Genomic DNA, 20,013 nt, shown 5'->3' on the forward strand with positions numbered 1-20,013 from the left:
AAAGACAGCCAAGGCAGGATTTTTGCATTCGCAAAGGGTACCACAACAAAGACCAAATAAAATAGTATTATTATCTTTGTTAGAAACCTCATCGCATTTGAAACTGAAAATCAACACCACCAAACTTTTAAGGCGTATTGCAATAACCTTTATTTCAATATTGGTTCTTCTTACCCTGTTGATCCTAAGCTTAAGGCTTCCTGCCGTCCAAAATTTCATCAAAGACAAGCTCATTGTTTATCTGGAGAAAAAAATCAAAACTCCTGTAAGCCTTGAAAGGGTTTACATAGGATTTCCCAACAGCCTTGTCATGGAAAACCTCTACCTCAAAGGACAGGATGTAGACACTCTTCTGGCCGTCAAAAAGCTGGATGTAGGACTGCACATGATGAAGCTTCTTAATTCTACAGCAGATATTACTTCAGTCAATATGGAAGGTGCACGTGCTAATGTAGTACGGAAACCGGATGGTAAATTCAATTTTGATTATATTATTGATGCTTTTGCGTCCAGTGATAAGGAAGAAAGTCCTTCTAAGCCATTTATCATTTCTCTTGATAAAATCAATTTAAAAGATGTTGGGGTAACATTTAACGACCAGCAATCTAAGAATGATATTCAACTTTATTTTAAATCGTTTGATACCAGAGTCAAAACTTTTGATCTCAGCAAAAACAAATATGCCGTTAATGATATCAACCTTGACGGATTAAAATTAAAGTTAAAGCAGGGACTGGTAGAAGAAGTTGCAGAAAAGGTAGAGAAAAAAGTAGATTCCCTCAATGAAAAGAAGCCTATGAATATTGGCTTAAGAGGAATAAAACTTACTCATTTCGACATTGATTACGGTGATGAAAATACCAAAACATTTGCAAAAGTTATCTTCAAAGAACTGAGTACAAAGGTCAATAAACTGGATCTTGAAAACAATGCTTACAATGTAGCCAATGTATTCCTTTCCGGCGCAGATATTAATGCCAACCTTTATCTTCCGGCTCAGAATGCCAATCCTAAAACAACAAAAGAACCTGAAGTTTCCAAAACCTCTGATAAGGATAAAGCCATGAAACTTCTCTTAGGAAAACTTGTTTTGAACGATGTAAAAGTCAATTATAACAATACTGCCATTGCTCCAACTAAACAGGGAATGGACTTCAATCACCTCAATTTTTCAAAAATGAATGTTGAGGTAAGAAGCTTCAAAATGGAGAACAATACCTTTGCAGGAACCGTGAATTCGGCAGAAATCAAAGAAGGCAAAGGACTGGATATCCAGAAATTCAATACGGATTTTGTGTACGCAGAAAAAGAAGCCTATCTCAAAGATCTTTATCTTCAAACTCCTAAAACGCTATTGCGTGATGAGGTTATTTTAAACTATAACTCCATTGATCAACTTAGCAAAAACTTAGGTGCAGTCAAGATTTCAGCCAATATTAAAGATTCAAAAATAGGGTTTTCTGACATTCTGAATCTGGCTCCGACTTTAAAAAATACGGTTCCGTTCAACAAATATCCGAACGCTATTCTCAATGTCAATGCAAATGTAAAAGGAAGTGTTAATGATCTTCTAATTCAGGATCTTAAAGTTTCCGGGCTTGATCAGCTAAGGGTAATGGCTTCTGGAAAGATCAAAAATGCAATGAACCCAGATCAGTTGTATTATGATCTGAGAATCGGGGAATTTTCTTCCAATGCCAAAACGATATTTAATCTTATCCCTAAAAATACAATTCCTTCCAATATTTCCCTTCCTTCCCATTTCAGCATTAAAGGAAATGCGAAAGGAACAACGAAAGTAGTGAATACAGATCTCAACCTCTACTCTACTTTGGGGAACGCTGCGATCATCGCACAGGTAGACATGCGAAGAAAAAATCATGAATTGTATGATGTAAAAGCCAATCTTCAGGGTATACAGGTTGGAAAAATTATTCAGAATAAAGATATTGGTCCTCTCACAGCCCAAATTGCTGCGAAAGGAGAAAGCTTTGATTTTAAAAATGCCAATGCAGACTTAAAAGGTCATGTTGCTTCCGCAGTTTACAAAGGATATCGTTATCAAAATATGAACCTTACCGGAAAGATCAAAAAAGGAGCTTATCATGTGATTTTGGATTCAAAAGACCCGAATGCCAGTTTACAATTGACCGCTTCGGGCGTTTATGATGAAAAAAATCCTACGGTAAAAGTGAATGGAGAAGTTATCAAACTGGATGTCAACAAACTTGGCATCTATGAAAAACCGATGATTATTGCCGGAAAAATTGATGGAGATTTCACCAGCTTAGATCCCAATAATCTGAATGGATATTTAAACCTTCAAGATTTTGCTTTCTCAGATACCAAAGAGGTTTATCCCGTACAGGAAGTCAATCTGAAAGCTTCCTCTACTACAGATTCTACTCAGATCATTTTCAATTCTCAGATTGCAGATGTGGAGTTGAAAGGCAAATATAAATTGACTCAGATTTTTGGTGCTTTAACGAAAACCGTGAATCAGTATTACCAGTTCCAGAAACCGGATAAAAAACAGAAAATTGATCCTGGGCAATATTTTACTTTTACAGCAAAAATTAAAAATGATGATCTGATCAGAAAGTTTGTGCCGGATCTGAAAGATTTTGAAACCATCAATATTGTCGGGAATTATGATGCAGATTCTCAGAAAATTGAAATTGACGGACAAATTCCACGATTATTATATGGTGAAAATACCATTGAAAAAGGGGCTTTAAAAGTAACGAATGAAAATCAGGCATTACAATACAGCCTGAATGTTGCTGCCTTGAAAAGCTCAAGTTTTTCTTTAAACAAAATCAATATTGACGGGGATGTTGCAGACAATACCATCCGATACAACGTCACCACAAAAGACGAAAAAGATGCTACCCAGTTCCTGATTGCAGGAAGTGCAAAATCGTTGAATGATATTACTGAAATATCTCTGAACCCGAACGGATTGAAACTGAATTATACAGATTGGAATGTTGCAGAGAATAATAAAATCCAGCTCAGCAACAAAGGTATTCTGGCAGATAACTTCATTCTCTCCAATGGAAACAGCCAAATTGCGGTTCAGTCTGAAAGCAGTAATCCAAGCAGTCCTTTGAATATTTCGTTGAAAGATTTTAAAATCGAAACCATTACGGAACTGATTAAAAAAGATACGGTTCTGGCAAGAGGAACCATTAACGGAACAGCGCAGCTTCGTGATGTTACTAGAAATATGACATTCACTTCCGACCTGAATATTTCGGACTTAATTGTGTATGGAAGTCCTGTCGGAAATCTTGCGGTAAAAGTGAATAATGCCTCACCGAAGATTTTAAATGCAGATATTGCTCTTTCCGGAAATAACAATGACGTAAAAATCCTTGGAGATTACAATACTTCGTCCAGTACTTTCGACCTGAATATGGCGATCAACCAGCTTCAGATGAAGAGTATCCAAGGGTTTTCTATGAATGCCATTACCAATACGGAAGGTTATCTATCAGGAAACTTAAAGATCACCGGAACTACAGATAAACCAAATATTTTAGGAAAAGTAAAATTCAATGATGCAGGGCTGGAAATTGCCAAAACAGGAAGTGATTTCAGACATCTGAGTGATGAAATAGATTTTACCAGCCGTGGAATTGAGTTTGATCAATTCAAGGTCAAAGATAAAGACGGAAATGCTCTTGTTGTGGACGGGCAGGTTCTTACCCAAACGTACAGAGATTTCGCTTTTAATCTGGATGTAAATGCCAAAGACTTTAAAGTTGTCAATTCAGAAAAGACCAATGACGCGATGATGTATGGTATTCTGGCTATTGATGCCGGCCTTCATATCCGTGGAAATCTGGATCTCCCTAAAGTAGACGGAAAACTGAATGTGGCAGACAACACAGACTTCACGTTCGTACTTCCTCAATCTTCCCCATCTTTACAGGAAAGAGATGGAATTGTAGAATTTGTGGATCAGGATCAGGTAGTTTTAAATAAAACAATTAAAGCAGATTCTCTTGACTCCAAAAGCCGCATCAAAGGAATGGATGTGAATGTCAACATTGAAGTCAGCAGAGAAGCCAAACTTTCTATTATTATTGATAAAGTAAACGGTGATTTTGTCAAACTTCAGGGAGAAGCAGAATTGACCGGTGGAATTGATCCTTCAGGAAAAATGACATTAGTAGGCGTTTATGAAGTTGAAAAAGGAAGCTACGATCTTTCTGTAAGTTTGCTTAAACGTAAATTCGATATTCAGAAAGGCAGTACGATCACCTGGACTGGTGAGCCAACGATGGCCCAAATGGATATTACAGCAGTTTATAAAACGGAAGCAGCACCTATTGATCTTGTAGAACAACAGGTGGGCACAGATAATGGCGGAACTTCTCTCATGAATCAATTTAAACAGAGAATACCATTCAATGCTTTATTGAAAATGAAAGGAGAGCTTCTGAAACCTCAGCTTACGTTTGACATTACTACGGAAGAAAAGAATAATTCCGTATCCACGAATGTAAAAGATGTTGTCGATCAGAAACTTGCCCAGCTCAGAACCCAGGAGTCTGAAATGAACAAACAGGTATTTGCCTTATTGCTTCTGAACCGTTTTATCGGGGAAAATCCATTTGAAAGCGGTGCCGGAATGTCTGCGGAGACTATGGCAAGACAGAGTGTAAGTAAAATTCTTTCTCAACAGCTGAATAACCTTGCTTCCGGACTGATTAAAGGAGTAGATCTTAACTTCGGTCTTGATTCTACGGAAGATTATTCCACTGGAGAGAAAAATACCAGAACCGATCTGAATGTAGATATCAGCAAAAAATTATTGAACGATCGCCTGAAAGTGACGGTAGGAAGTAATTTCGGACTGGAAGGCCAGGCTCGTCAGAATGAAAACATGACGAATATTGCAGGGAATGTTTCTGTAGATTACAGCCTTTCCAAAGACGGAAGGTATATGCTTCGTGCTTACCGTAAAGATGAATATCAGGTAGCTCTTCAAGGACAGATCATAGAGACCGGCGTCGGATTTATTATTACATTGGATTATGACAAGTTCCGGGAGATTTTTCAGAAATCTAAAGAGAAGAAACCGAAAAAAAATCAAAATAACCAAGTGGTAGAATTTAAATAATGAGTAATAAGTTCCATATATATTGTAAGTATCTGTTGGTTTCCGGAATGGCATCCACAGTAGTCTCGTGTAGCAATACCAGGTTTTTGAAAGAAGGCCAGATGCTCTACACAGGCGCCAAAGTAAAGATTGAAAACGACACAATTTCCAAAAAAGAAAAAAAAGATCTTCAGACGGCACTGGAAGAGAGCCTTACGCCAAAACCCAATTCTACATTTTTGGGGATGCGTCCTAAACTTTATTTTTATAATATTGCTAAAGAGCCTAAAAAGGATAAAGGTTTTAACTACTGGCTTAAATATAAGATAGGTGAAAAACCCGTATTGTTAGGTGATGTAGACCGTGAGTTCAACAAAAATATCATTGAAAATTATTCTGAAAACAAAGGCTATTTCAATGCTAAGGCTTCTTATGATACGGTTTCAAAAAATAAAAAAGCTCAGGTTATTTATACCTTAAGACCTGGTTCCAGATATCTGATTGACGGTGTAAAGTTTCAGAAGGATTCTACATTGGTGAACCAGGAAATTCAGGGTCTAACAAAAAGAACGTTACTTAAAAACGGAAGACCATTTGATCTTGATGTCATCAAAGCAGAAAGAGAAAGAATTGATAATGGTTTAAAGGAAAGAGGTTTTTATTACTTCCATCCTGATAATATTATCGTGCAGGCAGACAGTACAGTAAGCAAAGATCATAAGGTAGAGCTTAACGTAAAACTGAAAGACAATACTCCGGATTTAGCAACGCAGCAATTCAGCATTAATAACGTTATTGTATTTCCTAATTATAATATCCAGGATGTAAAAGAGGGAAAATACAGTATCCCAATGGATAAAGATTCTCTTTCCAAATATGCTTTTGATGATATTTACGTTATTGATCCTCAGCATAAATTCAAACCGAAAATTTTTGACAGAGCATTATATTTCAAAAAAGGTGATCTGTACAACCGTTCCAATCACAATCTTACGCTAAACCGACTGATCAGCCTTGGTGTTTTCAAGTTTGTAAAAAATGAATTCATTGTATCGGATTCGTTAAGTCATAAGTTTGATGCGTATTATTTATTAACGCCAAGACAAATCCAGTCGCTTCGTCTGGAAGCATTGGGAAGAACCAATTCTGCCAACTATGCAGGTAGTGAGCTGAATCTGAACTGGACCCACCGAAACTTCTTCAGAGGCGCAGAACAATTCAAAGCAGCGATCTTCGGAGCTTTTGATTTCCAGATGGGAGGTGCTCAGGATGCCAATAATATTTTCCGTGCTGGAGCGAATGCACAACTTTCCATTCCAAGAATTGTGGCACCTTTCCGTTTTCATTCTTCAAGTGAGTTTGTTCCGAGAACGAATATTACTTTGGGCTATGAATTCCAGAACAGAACAAAATATTATACCTTAAATAACTTCACCGGATCATTCGGATATCTATGGAAAGAAAATGCGAGAAAAGAACATGATCTGAAAGTGATTGATATTACATTGGTATCTCCGGCAAATGTTACAGATGAATATAAAGTTAAATCTTCCAAAAATCCAGCTATGCAGCGAATTGTTGATAAACAGCTAATTTTTGGACCAACGTATTCTTATACCTATACCAATACCATGCTGCCAAAGACCAATACCATTTATTATAAAGGGACGCTTGATCTTGCAGGAAATATTACAGGTTTGGTAACAGGAGCAGATGTAAAAAAAGATAAGGAAAAGAAAATATTTGGTATTCCTTTCAGCCAGTATGTAAAGATGGAAAATGATTTCAGATTCTATCATAAGTTCACTGAAAAATCTTCATTGGCTACAAGATTTATCGGAGGAATCGCCTATCCATACGGAAATTCAGAATTTGTTCCTTTCTCTAAACAATTTTTCTCAGGAGGAAGCAACAGTATCAGAGCATTCCGCGCAAGAACATTAGGCCCGGGAAGTTTTGATCCGAGAACTCTGGAGCCTGGTACTTATTTTGACCAGTCTGGAGATATCAAATTGGAATTAAATGCTGAGTACAGAGCCAATCTTTATAAATTTTTAAATGCTGCCGTTTTTGTAGACGCCGGAAATATCTGGCTGCTTCACGATGACAAAGACAGACCGGGCGCTAAATTTTCAAAAGACTTTTTAAATGAAATTGCGGTGGGTGCCGGAGTAGGTCTGAGACTGGATTTTTCAATCCTGATTCTAAGACTGGATCTTGCAATGCCACTGAGAGTTCCTTACTATCAGAAAGGAGACAGATGGGCCTTCGATAAAATCAATTTCGGAGACTCAAGCTGGAGAAAAGATAATCTTGTTTTAAATATTGCCATCGGATATCCATTTTAATATGATCAATACTGTTAAATTTTTCTGGGAAGTTCTGAAAGACACATTCACTGAATGGAACAATTCTACTGCATCAAAAGATTCAGCAAGTCTTGCGTATTATGCCATCTTTTCTATCCCGGGATTATTGATCATTATTATCTGGGTTCTTGGAAATTTCTTTGGGGAAGAAGCTATTCGTGGGCAAATCAGTAGCCAGATCAGTGGTATTATGGGACCGGATGTAGCGAAAAGCATTGAAGGTATGCTCGCTGGTGCTCTTATTGATAAAAAGAATATTTTTATGAAGGCGGTTGGAGTCGGATCATTGGTTTTCGGTTCTACTACGCTCTTCTTTCAGCTTCAGCATTCATTAAATACACTTTGGGAAGTAGAAGCTGCACCCAAAAAAGCATTACTCAAATTTTTACTGGACAGAGCCAATTCTTTAGGGATGATTCTTATCCTGGGATTTCTTCTGATGATTACCATGATTTTATCTTCTCTGATCAGTCTGTTTAATGCGATTATCACCCAATATTTTGGTTTTGAAACCTATATGTTGGTAGAAACCGTGAATTTCGCTGTAGGCTTTGGACTTGTCATGCTCTTATTTGCTTTAATGTTTAAAGTTCTGCCTGATATTTTGGTCAGCTGGAAACCGGTATGGAAAGGAGCTTTTCTAACTACTGTTTTATTTACCCTTGGAAAATTTTTATTAAGTCTTTATTTCAATCAGGTAAAACCTACTTCAGCCTTTGGTGCTGCCGGAACAGTTATTCTGATCATGATGTGGATCAATTATTCCTGTATGCTAATATTCTTCGGCGCAGAATTTACTAAAGTATATACTTACAAAAAGGGATATAAAGTAGTTCTTTCCAAACATGCACGTTGGACTCCTGCTAAGTTGTATGCGGATAGTTTGAAACAGATGCACGGTGAAAGTAATGATAAAAAGTAGATTCGGGTTGCGGGCTTCGAGATTTTTGAGATATTCCTGATACGTGATTATTGATATAAAAAAACCTCCTGGAAAAATTCAGGAGGCTTTCTATTTTTACATTCTGTTTACGGTTCCGATTCCCAGCAATTCTAAAGATTTTTTGATCGTCTTTGCTGTGATATCTGAAATATTCAAACGGAATTGTTTTACATTTTCATCTTCCTGATTCAGGATTGGATTATTCTGATAGAAAGAGTTGTATGCTTTCACAAGGTCATAAACATAGTTGGCAACTAAAGCAGGGCTTAATGTTTCCGCTGATTTAGCCACTACAGTTTTAAAGTTGGTCAACTGCATAATCAATTCTTTTTCAGATTGATTCAATTCAATATCAGCAGTTTCAGACTGTAAAGCACCTGCTTTTGACAATAATGACTGAATACGTGCATAGGTATACTGAATAAACGGACCTGTATTTCCATTGAAATCAATACTTTCTGCAGGGTTGAAAAGCATTTTTTTCTTAGGATCTACTTTAAGCATGAAATATTTCAATGCTCCTAGTCCTACCGTTTCATAAGATACTTCTTTATCTTCTTCCGAAAGGTTTTCTAGTTTTCCTAATTCCTGAGCTTTAGATTTTGCTGTTTCATACATTTCCTGCATCAGGTCGTCTGCATCTACTACAGTTCCTTCACGGGATTTCATTTTACCTTCAGGCAATTCAACCATTCCGTAAGAAAGGTGGAACAACTGATCTGCCCATTCATATCCTAATTTTTTCAGGATTTTAAATAAAACCTGAAAATGATAATCCTGCTCGTTTCCTACAGTATAGATCAGTTTCTGAATATCATTTTGCTTAAAACGCTCAACTGCCGTTCCAAGATCCTGAGTCATATAGACTGAAGTACCGTCTGAACGAAGTAACAGCTTCTGATCAAGCCCTTCATCTGTAAGGTCACACCAAACAGAACCGTCTTCTTTCTGATACAGAACGCCTTTATCCAACCCAGCCTGAATAAGATCTTTTCCTAAAATATAAGTATTGCTTTCATACTGAACCTGGTCAAAGTCAACACCTAATCTCTTATACGTTTCATTGAATCCTTTGTAAACCCATGAGTTCATTTCTGCCCAAAGTGCTCTTACTGTTTCATCTCCATTTTCCCAATCCAACAGCATCTTCTGAGCTTCCTTCATTACCGGAGCGTCCTTTTTAGCCTGCTCTTCTCCTACCCCTTGTTCTACAAGCTCTGCAATTTCTTTTTTATAGTTTTTGTCAAATTCTACATAGTAGTTTCCAACAAATTTGTCTCCTTTTGTATTGGTAGTTTCAGGAGTTTCTCCTTTCCCGAATTTCTCCCAAGCCAGCATAGACTTACAGATATGAATACCTCTATCATTGATGATCTGAGTTTTGATTACATCATATCCAGCTTCTTTTAAAATTTGAGCAACTGAAAATCCTAATAAATTATTTCTTATATGTCCCAAGTGCAATGGTTTGTTGGTATTCGGTGAAGAATATTCTACCATTACCGTAGCATTTTTCTTTTCTATAGTGGAGAAATTCTTGCTTACAGATCTGAAGTTATCCACAAACAATTGATTTTTCACCTTCACATTAAGGAAGCCTTTTACTACGTTAAAGCTTTCAAAAAGATCCGTTTCTGTCAAAGCTTCACCTAATTCAACCCCAATGCTTTCAGGGTTTTTCTTCAATTGTTTTACCAACGGAAAAGTAACAATGGTAAAATCACCCTCAAATTCCGTTTTATTTTCCTGAACTTCCAGCTTGATGTCTTTTAACTGATATACATTTAAAATGACCTCCGAAAGTTTTTGTTCTATAATATCTTTAATATTCATGTTTCTAAATTCTCTTTTTAATGCTTATCGCTGAAACATTTTTACAGTGTGTTTCAGCTCAAAATCTGAGTTACAAATATACGGAAATAAAAAAACCGCCCGAAGGCGGTTTAAAAATTTAAATGGTCCTAGTTATCCCACCAAACGGGTATACTTACATCACTCACGACTGCTGCGTTATTATTTAATGTTCTTTCAGCTTTAGGAGTTATTAACCTCAAAGGTATCTTTTTAGATTGGCTATTCTGATTAGGCGTTAATACAGGGAAGCCTGTACGTCTCCAATCATTATAAGGTTCCATTGTAGTAAACAGGGAAGAATATTTTTGAGTAATAATATTCTGTAATGTTACTGCAGCTGAAGCTGTAGTAGCAAAGACAGGATTATCAGTACCAGTAACATCTATCAAAGATGCACTTACAGCAGTTTTCAGGGCAGCTTGAGCACCTACAGTATTTCCCAGTCTGAATTGTGCTTCTGCTTCTATGAATTTAATTTCACTATAGCTAAATATTATATTCGATGTACTTGCACTTCCTGCAAAGTAACTCCCAAAAGGAGAAGCATCTGTGTTACTATCTTCCGGAGCTGACCCAGAATATCCCCCGGATGCATCTAATCCTGCATAATGAGGTAGCCTTGGATCACTACTATTCTTTAACAGATCTATAAAATATTTTCCCATAGACATATAACCTGATCTTTGATTATTAAATGCAAACCAAAGATTTTGATTATTTCCTCCATCAAACCGAGCCACCAAGTTATCTGAACTGGAAGTAAACGAGTTTTGCAAGTAGTTTAAAGCCTTCTGAGCTGCTACAGTACTTCCTTCTCTTTGAGTTAGTCTTAATGCATATCTTGCTTTAATGGCATAGGCTAATTTTTTCCATTTATCTATATTTCCTGCATAAAAGATATCATCACCTGCCGGTAACCCTAAATTAGCATTTTCAGGTTTTGATAAATCTATTATTGCACTATCCAAATAACTTTGAATCTGAGAAATGACATTTTGCTGAGAATCATACTTTGGAGAGAAATTATTGACTCCTTGAAACGCTTCTGAAAAAGGTACATCACCCCATGTATCAGTAGCATACCCCATATTTAAGGCTAATAAAATCTTAGCCATACCTGAATAATAAGGATATTTATCCCCAAACTGAGTGATAATCTGATGAAGATTTACTCCAGTCTTATAAATATTAGACCAATCTGTTTCATTATCCAATTCTGTTAAAAAATAATTGGTATAATCTAATGACTGAAACAGATTACCATTGGTTTGCTGAGTCAACAAACTTATTTGTCTTGTCAAGTTACCTGTTGAATTATTAATTGTTCCTACTGCTGCACCGGTAAATAAAGTTTTAGGAGATGTAACTTGTGTAGGACTATTGGGATTTTCATTAAATGTATCTAGCTCATGCTGACAAGAATTGAGAAATGATCCGGCAATAATTATAGGTATGTATATTATTTTTTTCATAATTAAAAAGTAAATTTAAATGATAGTGTATAACTTCTTGTCCCTGGATTATTGAAATAGTCAAATCCATTAGTATTTGAATTTGCACCGGCAATAGATGTTTCCGGGTCTACACCTTTGTAGTTAGTAATTAAAAATAAGTTTCTAGCAGAAAAAGTAATCTGAGCATCTCTTATAAAAGATAGAGTTTGAGTATTAGATAGCATTTTACCAAAATTGTATGATAAACTTACATCTCTTAGCCTAAGCCAATTTATATCTCTTTCCATCTGTTGTTCATTTGCACTACCAGATCCATCTCCTAAAAAGCTTGAATAATACAGTTTGTTATCAATTGCTTTCGTATTAGAAACACCAGTTTCAGTAACGCCAGGTATTGTATACATAGCTGATCTGTCGTCAGCAGAAGCTTGTGTCATCCCTAATCTATTTAATCTTGCTAATGTTCCGTTCCAAATGTCTCCACCTTTACGTACATCTAACAAAAAGCTTAATGACAAGTTTTTATAACTGAAATTATTTCTGATTCCTCCTAACCAGTCCGGATTAGGATTTCCAATAATTTGAGATTCTGCAGAAACTAATGGTAAACCATCAGATCCTATAATTAAGTTCCCAGCCGAATCTCTTTTCCAAGCTGTACCATAAAACACTCCTAAAGGTTCACCTTTAATGATGGCAGGAACTACATTTCCTGAAAAGAAATCACCTCCCTCACTGGAGAAATTTAAATTGTCTTGTATTTCAACGACCTTATTTACGTTTTTAGCCCAGTTAAGATTTATACTCCAATTAAAGTTTTGATTTTTAAGAATATCATATCCTAATTCTACTTCTATACCTTTATTTTCAACTGTAGGACCGTTGGTAAAATAATTCTGAAATCCCGAAGATGGTGCAACAGGAGCTTGGATAAGCAGGTCATAGTTGGTTGATTTGTAAGCACTCGCATTTAAGTGTAACCTTTTAAATAATTCTAATTCTAAACCGACTTCAAATTCGTCATTTCGCTCAGGCTTTAAATTTGGATTTTTCGCAATGGTAGTTAGCCCATAGGCTCCAACTCCCAAATATGGAGAAGTTAATTGTGGACCAAATGTATCAAAATAGTTTGGAGTTCCATAAGTGTTAACAATATTGTATGGATTAGCAGATGCAAAAGTTTTTGCATAAGCTACTCTTACTTTTCCTAAGTTAACCCAGTTTGGTAAATTTAATGTCTTATTAAACAGCCAAGATCCTGAAACTGAAGGATAGAAATAGGAACTATTCTGTTTAGGCAATGTACTGCTCCAATCATTTCTACCTGTTAATGTTAAATAAAACTGATCATAAAATCCGAATTCTGCCGAAGCTAATATCCCTCTTTTAATTTGTTTGAAATCTGTATTATTGGAAACAAAAGTCGTAAAATTAGAAAGGTTGAATTGATTAGGTTCCAACATTGTAGATCCTTGAGTATATTGATCATTTCCAAATTTAGAAATTATCTGCCCCCCAAAACTATAATTCAAATTAATATTATCAGTAAAGTTAACTAACCCACTAAAGATTAAATCTAAATTATATTGACTTTGAGTATAAGTGTCTACAACGACCTGTCCTGTTCGGTCAGCTGTTGAATTACCATTACTTGAGAATGAATAATTCTGCTGAGCATGAGTTGTATAGGTATCAACCCCCGCTCTCAACAGTATATTCAAGGCTTTATTATAATTATAAGTTAAATAACCACTAATAATGGATCTGTTTGTCTCGTCTTTATATGGATTATTGTATACTGTATAATATGGATTGTCATATGCTGCAAAATAATTTTTATTATATCCTTGTACAGTCTGATAATCTCTAAGGTCATAGGTTGCTGGTGTTCTCAATAAAGACAACATGACTCCTGCAATATTACTCCCTTTCTGAGCTCTTAACCCATTTGTATTTGAAAACTTCACATCAGCTCCAGCTTTTAGCTTATCGGTTAACTTAAATTCAGAATTCACTCCAAAACTTGTCTTTTTAAGCGATGTATTTGGAATAATCCCCGTTTGATCAATATGTCCAAATGAAGCTCTGAAATTACCATAATCCCCACCTCCTGAAAAAGCCAGATTATAATTTTGTGTAACACCTGTTTCAAAGAAGTTTTTAGTATTATCATAAGCCTTCAAACCAGTTACGCTTGAAATTAATGGTCCCCAACTTTGATTGGTTCCTGATGTGGTAGCAAAACCATCAGAGCCATATTGAGCAGGTGCAATATAGGTAGCTCCGTTAGTTCCAGCGGCATAGGTTTTTTGAAGTTTTGGTAAACGAGTAATCATATCAAAAGATACAGCTGTAGAAAAATCAATTCCAATTCCTTTTCTTTTTCGCCCTTTCTTACTTGTATAAATAATTACACCATTTCTAGCATTTTCTCCATATAACGCTGCTGCTGCACCACCTTTCAAAATTGATACACTTTCAATATCATCAGGATTTATATCAATAGCTCTGTTCGAGTCATCTACTCCAGCCAAATTACTGCCCTGCCCCGCATTATTATTAACAGAGTTATCAATAATCTGCCCATCTAAAACTATAATAGGTTGGCTTGATAAATTAATCGACTTTTGCCCTCTAATCAGAATTTTACTTGAAGCTCCTGGCGTACCAGAAGAGCCTGTAACTTGAATTCCCGCAGCTTTTCCTGCTAAACCTTGAATAATATTTGCTTCCCCTGATTTTTTTAAATCATCTCCATTGACTTGTGAAGTAGCATATCCTATTGTCTTTTTCTCTTTTTTAATCCCAAGTGCAGTTACTACTACACCTTCAATCTCTTTTGTCTGTGTAATGGTATCTTTTTTCTTCTGTTGAGCGTTTACAATAGCCACAGAAGAAGTTAATACCACAACAAGCAGACTCATTGTTAGTTTCTTCATATCAAAATTAATTTTTACTCAACAAAATTGTAATTTTATTAACAATTCAACAAGCGAAACTTAAAAAAAACAACAAAAGAGTAATAAATAGAAGTAAAAACAAATAAAATAATTAATAAAATACATTAAAAATTAAATATTTAATAAAAAAAATAACATCAATTTTCTAATTGATATCATTTAAAATCACTTTTCAACACGACAGATAAAACACTGATTATAAGATCAATATAAACAATAAAGCCAGTTTTAATTCACAAAATCCTATATAAAAATGATTACAAATAAAAAAAACCGCCAAATGGCGGTTTTTTAGATAAATAAGAAATATTTATTCTTTTCTGAAAACAAGGATAGCTTCGTCATTTCCAGGCGTATTATCCAGGTTTTTACTATTGTCATTAATTCTGAGCTCAGTATTGGAATAGGAATCAATTTCTTTTTTCATTGTTTTGGAAACTCCAGCTTCTGTATAGGTAAGGGTTAATGTTTGATACATTTTATCAAAGGCCCATTTTCCTCCAAAAGAATCAAAAAGATTACAGTTTCCGGAAGAAGAAGACAAATCATATCTTTCATAAGATCCCGAGAAATCAGGATTTATAAATATAACTCCTTTCTTTTCACAGTCACTCAACATGACATCTTTACCTCTAAACTCATATTTATATGGTTTCCAAGTCCCATTAATACTTACACTTTCATTTTCAACTGCACGGTCGTCATCATTGGAACATGATGCAACACTTATTAAAAGAACAATTCCTATAAAAAATCTCATATAAATGTTTTTATATTCCTCAAACCTACTCCTAGGTTTGAGGAATTATTATTTAATTTAAAATTTATCCCAAAATATTTTTGTGGATACTTTGTCACCTCCAATCTTTGAAGCTGCAGCATTCACATTCTTAGCGTTAAGAAGATATTCCTGATCAGAATATTTCATTCTTACTGGTACAGATTCTACTACAGATCCCCCAGGATTTACAAATACAGGGAAGTCCAGTCTTCTTGCAAAATTCCATGCTTGGAACCCTTTATTGAACATTGCTATCCAAGCTTGCTCACCAACAGATTTTTTCCAGTTGGCAGCATTATATGGATTGGCAGCTATAAAAGTATTTGCAGTAGCTTCAGTAATACCATACTCAGCCATTGATGCTTTAATTGCAGATTGATATAGATTAGCGGCAGTATCACCAACACTAAATCCTCTTGCAGCGGCTTCAGTTCTTAAAAACTGAATTTCAGAAAAATCTAATAAAAAGCCTTGTGCATTTTCACCTGAAATAAGATTTGTAAAGTGAGAATAACTACTAAAGATGTTCTGATCACCATATACCCCACCAACATAATTACCATTAACAGTTGTAAACCATGCAGCTCTTCTTGGATCAGATGTATTATTCATAAAGTCCACAAGAACATCCGAAGGAATAAAGTCATTCCTACCTGATTGAATTACATCCTGATACACTGGATTAGACAATAATCCTGAAGGAAATGTCTGAAGGCCGAAATTATCTAACTTGTCAGTAAATAGCCCCGCATTATATGCTGCTTCAGCATAAGTTTTAGCCAATGCAGGATCACTATCTGCCAATGTTACCGCCATTCTAAACTTCAAAGAATTACCCATTTTTTTCCATTTAGTCATATCTCCTTTGTAGATCAAATCCTTGTCATATCCACTACCAGAAGTATTAATCATAGCAACAGCGGCATCAATTCTTTTGATAAGATCCAGATACACTGTTTTTGCATCATCATAAGGAATTTCCGCACTTCCCGGATTTTCAGCGGTAGCTTTCAATGCTCCGAAATAAGGGATATCACCATATGTGTCAACCAAATTAGCCCATGCGTAAACATTTACTAATTCAATCATAGCAATATTGTTATTTTTAGTAACGGGATCTAATCCTTCGCTCTCAAGAAACCTCCTGGCATCTCTTAATGCAGATAATACTCCCGGAGAATTAATTGTAGCTGATGCAGATGCCATCATACGGTTATAATGATTCCTTGGAATTGGTCTCGTCACCATATCATAGTTCGTCTCATCAGTATAAGTAGTTTCTGACCACTGTTGGGTAAAAAACCTGGTAATGTTACGGTTTACATTGGCAGACAATAGCTGGTCAAGAAGTGCATGTTCAGCACTGGCAAAAAGTACTCCTGAAGGGACTTCAGTTGGGTGTTTAGGGTCTTCGTTCAGTGACGTGATGTCTCTTTCACATGATGTAAAAGTTAACGATAATGAAGCTAAACCTATAATTAAAAATATTTTTTTCATTTTCTAGAATTTTAAAGTTATATCAATTCCAATGTCACGAGTAGTAGGGAGTACTCCAATAGAATTACCTTTAGATGCTAAACCATTTCCTGTACCCGCTTCCGGATCTGCATAAGGTAAGTTTTTGTGGATAATCCAAAGATTTCTCCCAACAATTGAAATTTTTGCATCACGAATAGCTGTATTAGCCAAAACAGATTTAGGAAGGTTATAACCTATACTTGCTTCTCTAAGTTTCACATAAGATGCATCATAAACGAATCTTTTATTTGGCATTCTTCTATATCCATCTACGTTACCAAATGATCCCGGATTAATAGTAGGCGTTGTATTTACATTACCATTTGGATTAACACCCGGATGTACGAATCCACCTTCTCTATAGTCAGCAGTTTCTGCATAAAGACCAGTTGCTAATCCGTAATACATATCAGTGGAGAATACATCTCCTCCTTTTTTCACATCAATAAGGAAACTTACTGAGAAATCTTTATAACGGAAGCTGTTTCTGATACCACCTACCCAATCTGGTGTAATATTTCCAATAACCTGATTATTATTTCTTAAATAACGGCCTGTAGCTGGATCAATTACTTTATCTCCGTTTGCATTATATACATAATCTGATCCTACCAAAGCGCCAAAAGATTCTCCCACACGTGCGTTAAGAGAAACCCCACCTTGATAACTCGCCATTAAGTAATTCTGGGAATCACCATTTAATGCAATAACTTTATTCTCATTTTTAGACCAATTCACGTTTACATCCCATGTAAAATTATTTGTTTTAAATGGAGTACCGTTTAACTGTACTTCGATACCTTTATTATCAATCTGTCCTGCATTTACAAGGAATGTTCTATATCCTGTTGCAGAAGAGACTGGTAAATTGATAATCTGATCAAATGTTCTGGTTTTATAAATTGCAACATCAAAACCTAATCTGTTTTTGAAGAATTGTGCTTCCATACCGAATTCAGTTTCCTTAGATCTCTGAGGTTTCAAGTTTGGATTAGCAAGGAAATAAGGTTGATCAAACAGACCTTCACCTCTAGCTTTGAAAGTATTTACCAATCTGTAATTGTTAGTAGAAGAACCTACTTCAGCGTAGTTTGCTCTCAATTTCCAGAAACTTAACCATGGTTGTTTTACAAACTCTGATAGAATAACAGCTCCTGTAACTGAAGGATATCCATAGCTATTATTACCTTTTGGTAAGTTAGACGATTGGTCTACACGGTAAGTTCCATCAACAAACAAGAAGTTTTTATATCCAAATGATGCTGTTGCATATAAACTGGAAGTAACCCATTTTGCATAATTCTCATCTGGCGGAAGTATCGTTCTTATAGAGTTGGATATAGCAAAAAGCCCAGGTTTAGATAAACCACCTTCTGTACTCATAAAAATGTTATCCACAAGATTTCTTCTAACATTCCCACCTGCAATACCGCTAACACTTAGGTCTGAAGTAATATCAACCTTGTAGTTAGCAAATAAATCAAAGTTGATCTCAGTATTTTTCACATTGGTTCTTGCATATCCCGAACTTACATTAAGTCCGGATGCACCAAATGCCTGAGGAAGTGATCCATTCATTAATCTCTCTTCTACAACCATTTGCAAATCATCATAAGATAATTTACCGGTAATTCCAAAATTTTTGGAAACATCATATTTTAACTGTGCATAACTGAATATCCTAGTCCTGTCATCAGACTGATAATTCTGATATCTCTGGAAATATGGATTGTTCCAATATTGAGGAGTTCCATCAGCCGCTGTAGATCTGTTCCAAGAAAAGTTGCTATTTCCATTGTTAGCATAAGCATCTCTTAATGCCAATACATCTACGTTGGTCTGCCACCACTGTCTGAAGCCAGTAACTACGTTATCAGAATATCCTGTTTCATTACGTCCTTTTGTGTCTTGCAGAGTTAAAGTTGTAAAAACAGAAGCATGTAATTTATCCGTAAAATCGTGATTAAATTTCGCTGAAATTGTATTCTTTTTAAGTTCAGAGTTAGGCATCAAACCATTAGAAAGCATATTGGAATATGATAAGGAAAGATTCGAAGTCTTGTTTCCTTTTTCAATGGTAATCGTATTAATATATGTGACTGGTGTTTCAAAGAATTTAATAGGGCCGTTTTTCGCAGCAACCCAAGGTGTAGCTTTTCCATAATTTGGAGAAGAAGGATCAAATGAATCCCATTGGTAAACCAATTGGTTGGGATTAAATGCAGGTCCGTAAGATGCGTCATCTACAAAGTTAGCATAATTGTAACCTCCAGGTCCCGGATCTTCGTTCCATGACTGGCCACCGTATCCTGCTCCATACTTTTTCTGATAGGTAGGGAAAGTAGATTTATCAATGAATCCAGCTGTAATTCCTGAGTTTAAAGTAACCCCCCAGCTTCCGTCATTATTTCCTCTTCCACTTTTTGTTACAATAAGGATTACACCATCACTTCCTCTTTCACCATATAAAGCTGATGCAGCAGCACCTTTCAATACGTTGACAGATTCAATATCTTCCTGATTGATATCCGAAAGGAAGTTACCATAATCGAATGTAGATCCGGTTACCGTATTATTGTTAACTGGTGAACCATCAATTACAATAAGTGGAGAACCTCCTGACAAAGATTTATATCCTCTGATCAAAAGGTTTGCAGATCCGCCAAAGTTGTTATTAGTATTTACCTGTAGTCCGGCTACCTTACCTGAAAGAAGAGATGCTACGTTTCCGGTATTAGTAGTTCCACCAGTTAATTCCGCAGCTTTAACTTCTTCAGAAGCATAACCAAGAGATTTTTTCTCTCTTTTAATCCCGAGTGCGGTTACAACCACCCCCTCAATTTCTTTTGTTTTAATAGTGTCATTCTTTTGCTGGGCGTTAGCGACAGCTATCGAAGAAGACATTACTAGAACAAGAAGACTTGCTGTTAGTTTCTTCATATCAAATTAATTTTTGTGACCTTACAAATTTGTAAAACTTTCTTAATATCACAAAGCAAAATGTGAAAAAATTACAACTTATTC

Annotated in this window: 9 protein-coding genes; 3 read left to right on the forward strand and 6 right to left on the reverse strand. The window is 35.7% G+C overall.

Translation table 11 applies throughout. From position 1 onward, the window contains the following. The first annotated feature begins 97 nt into the window (after positions 1-97). From PZ898_RS11365 to PZ898_RS11375, 3 genes are read left to right on the forward strand one after another with little or no spacing between them, the layout of a single operon-like run. Positions 98-5,131, forward strand: coding sequence for a translocation/assembly module TamB (locus PZ898_RS11365; RefSeq protein ID WP_277695533.1), 5,034 nt, complete (start codon positions 98-100; stop codon positions 5,129-5,131). Then, positions 5,131-7,458 (forward strand): BamA/TamA family outer membrane protein, encoded by a 2,328-nt coding sequence (locus PZ898_RS11370; RefSeq protein ID WP_123279141.1) that lies wholly within the window; start codon positions 5,131-5,133, stop codon positions 7,456-7,458. Before PZ898_RS11365 ends, PZ898_RS11370 begins: the two co-directional genes overlap by 1 nt. A 1-nt stretch (position 7,459) precedes the next feature. Next, the gene (locus PZ898_RS11375; RefSeq protein WP_277695534.1) at positions 7,460-8,401 is read left to right on the forward strand and encodes a YihY/virulence factor BrkB family protein; all 942 of its coding nucleotides are present in this window, start codon (positions 7,460-7,462) and stop codon (positions 8,399-8,401) included. A 96-nt stretch (positions 8,402-8,497) separates the two neighbouring features. On the opposite strand, the gene argS is transcribed toward PZ898_RS11375, so the two are convergent. The 6 genes from argS to PZ898_RS11405 form a co-directional block, all read right to left on the reverse strand. After that, positions 8,498-10,255: an arginine--tRNA ligase gene (gene argS / locus PZ898_RS11380; protein WP_062672545.1), complete on the reverse strand. Its 1,758-nt coding sequence runs from the start codon at positions 10,253-10,255 to the stop codon at positions 8,498-8,500. 128 nt (positions 10,256-10,383) lie between these two features. Then, a complete protein-coding gene (locus PZ898_RS11385) occupies positions 10,384-11,748 on the reverse strand; it encodes a SusD/RagB family nutrient-binding outer membrane lipoprotein (RefSeq protein ID WP_277695535.1) in 1,365 nt (454 codons plus the stop codon). Positions 11,749-11,750: 2 nt separating this feature from the next. After that, on the reverse strand, positions 11,751-14,669 hold the full coding sequence (locus PZ898_RS11390; protein WP_082798743.1) for a SusC/RagA family TonB-linked outer membrane protein: 2,919 nt from the start codon (positions 14,667-14,669) through the stop codon (positions 11,751-11,753). Between the two features lie 331 nt (positions 14,670-15,000). Beyond that, a complete protein-coding gene (locus PZ898_RS11395) occupies positions 15,001-15,450 on the reverse strand; it encodes a lipocalin family protein (protein WP_062675907.1) in 450 nt (149 codons plus the stop codon). Between the two features lie 57 nt (positions 15,451-15,507). Beyond that, positions 15,508-16,968, reverse strand: coding sequence for a SusD/RagB family nutrient-binding outer membrane lipoprotein (locus PZ898_RS11400; RefSeq protein ID WP_062675906.1), 1,461 nt, complete (start codon positions 16,966-16,968; stop codon positions 15,508-15,510). 3 nt (positions 16,969-16,971) lie between these two features. Then, positions 16,972-19,929 (reverse strand): SusC/RagA family TonB-linked outer membrane protein, encoded by a 2,958-nt coding sequence (locus PZ898_RS11405; protein WP_062675905.1) that lies wholly within the window; start codon positions 19,927-19,929, stop codon positions 16,972-16,974. Positions 19,930-20,013 lie beyond the last annotated feature (84 nt).

This window comes from Chryseobacterium sp. WX (assembly GCF_029542485.1).
Taxonomy (GTDB): Bacteria; Bacteroidota; Bacteroidia; order Flavobacteriales; family Weeksellaceae; genus Chryseobacterium; species Chryseobacterium cucumeris.

Coding starts and splice junctions, on each gene's coding strand:
- PZ898_RS11370 (WP_123279141.1), top strand. CDS start 5,131: ATGAGTAATAAGTTCCATATATATTGTAAGTATCTGTTGGTTTCCGGA.
- PZ898_RS11375 (WP_277695534.1), top strand. CDS start 7,460: ATGATCAATACTGTTAAATTTTTCTGGGAAGTTCTGAAAGACACATTC.
- argS (WP_062672545.1), bottom strand. CDS start 10,255: ATGAATATTAAAGATATTATAGAACAAAAACTTTCGGAGGTCATTTTA.
- PZ898_RS11385 (WP_277695535.1), bottom strand. CDS start 11,748: ATGAAAAAAATAATATACATACCTATAATTATTGCCGGATCATTTCTC.
- PZ898_RS11390 (WP_082798743.1), bottom strand. CDS start 14,669: ATGAAGAAACTAACAATGAGTCTGCTTGTTGTGGTATTAACTTCTTCT.
- PZ898_RS11395 (WP_062675907.1), bottom strand. CDS start 15,450: ATGAGATTTTTTATAGGAATTGTTCTTTTAATAAGTGTTGCATCATGT.
- PZ898_RS11400 (WP_062675906.1), bottom strand. CDS start 16,968: ATGAAAAAAATATTTTTAATTATAGGTTTAGCTTCATTATCGTTAACT.
- PZ898_RS11405 (WP_062675905.1), bottom strand. CDS start 19,929: ATGAAGAAACTAACAGCAAGTCTTCTTGTTCTAGTAATGTCTTCTTCG.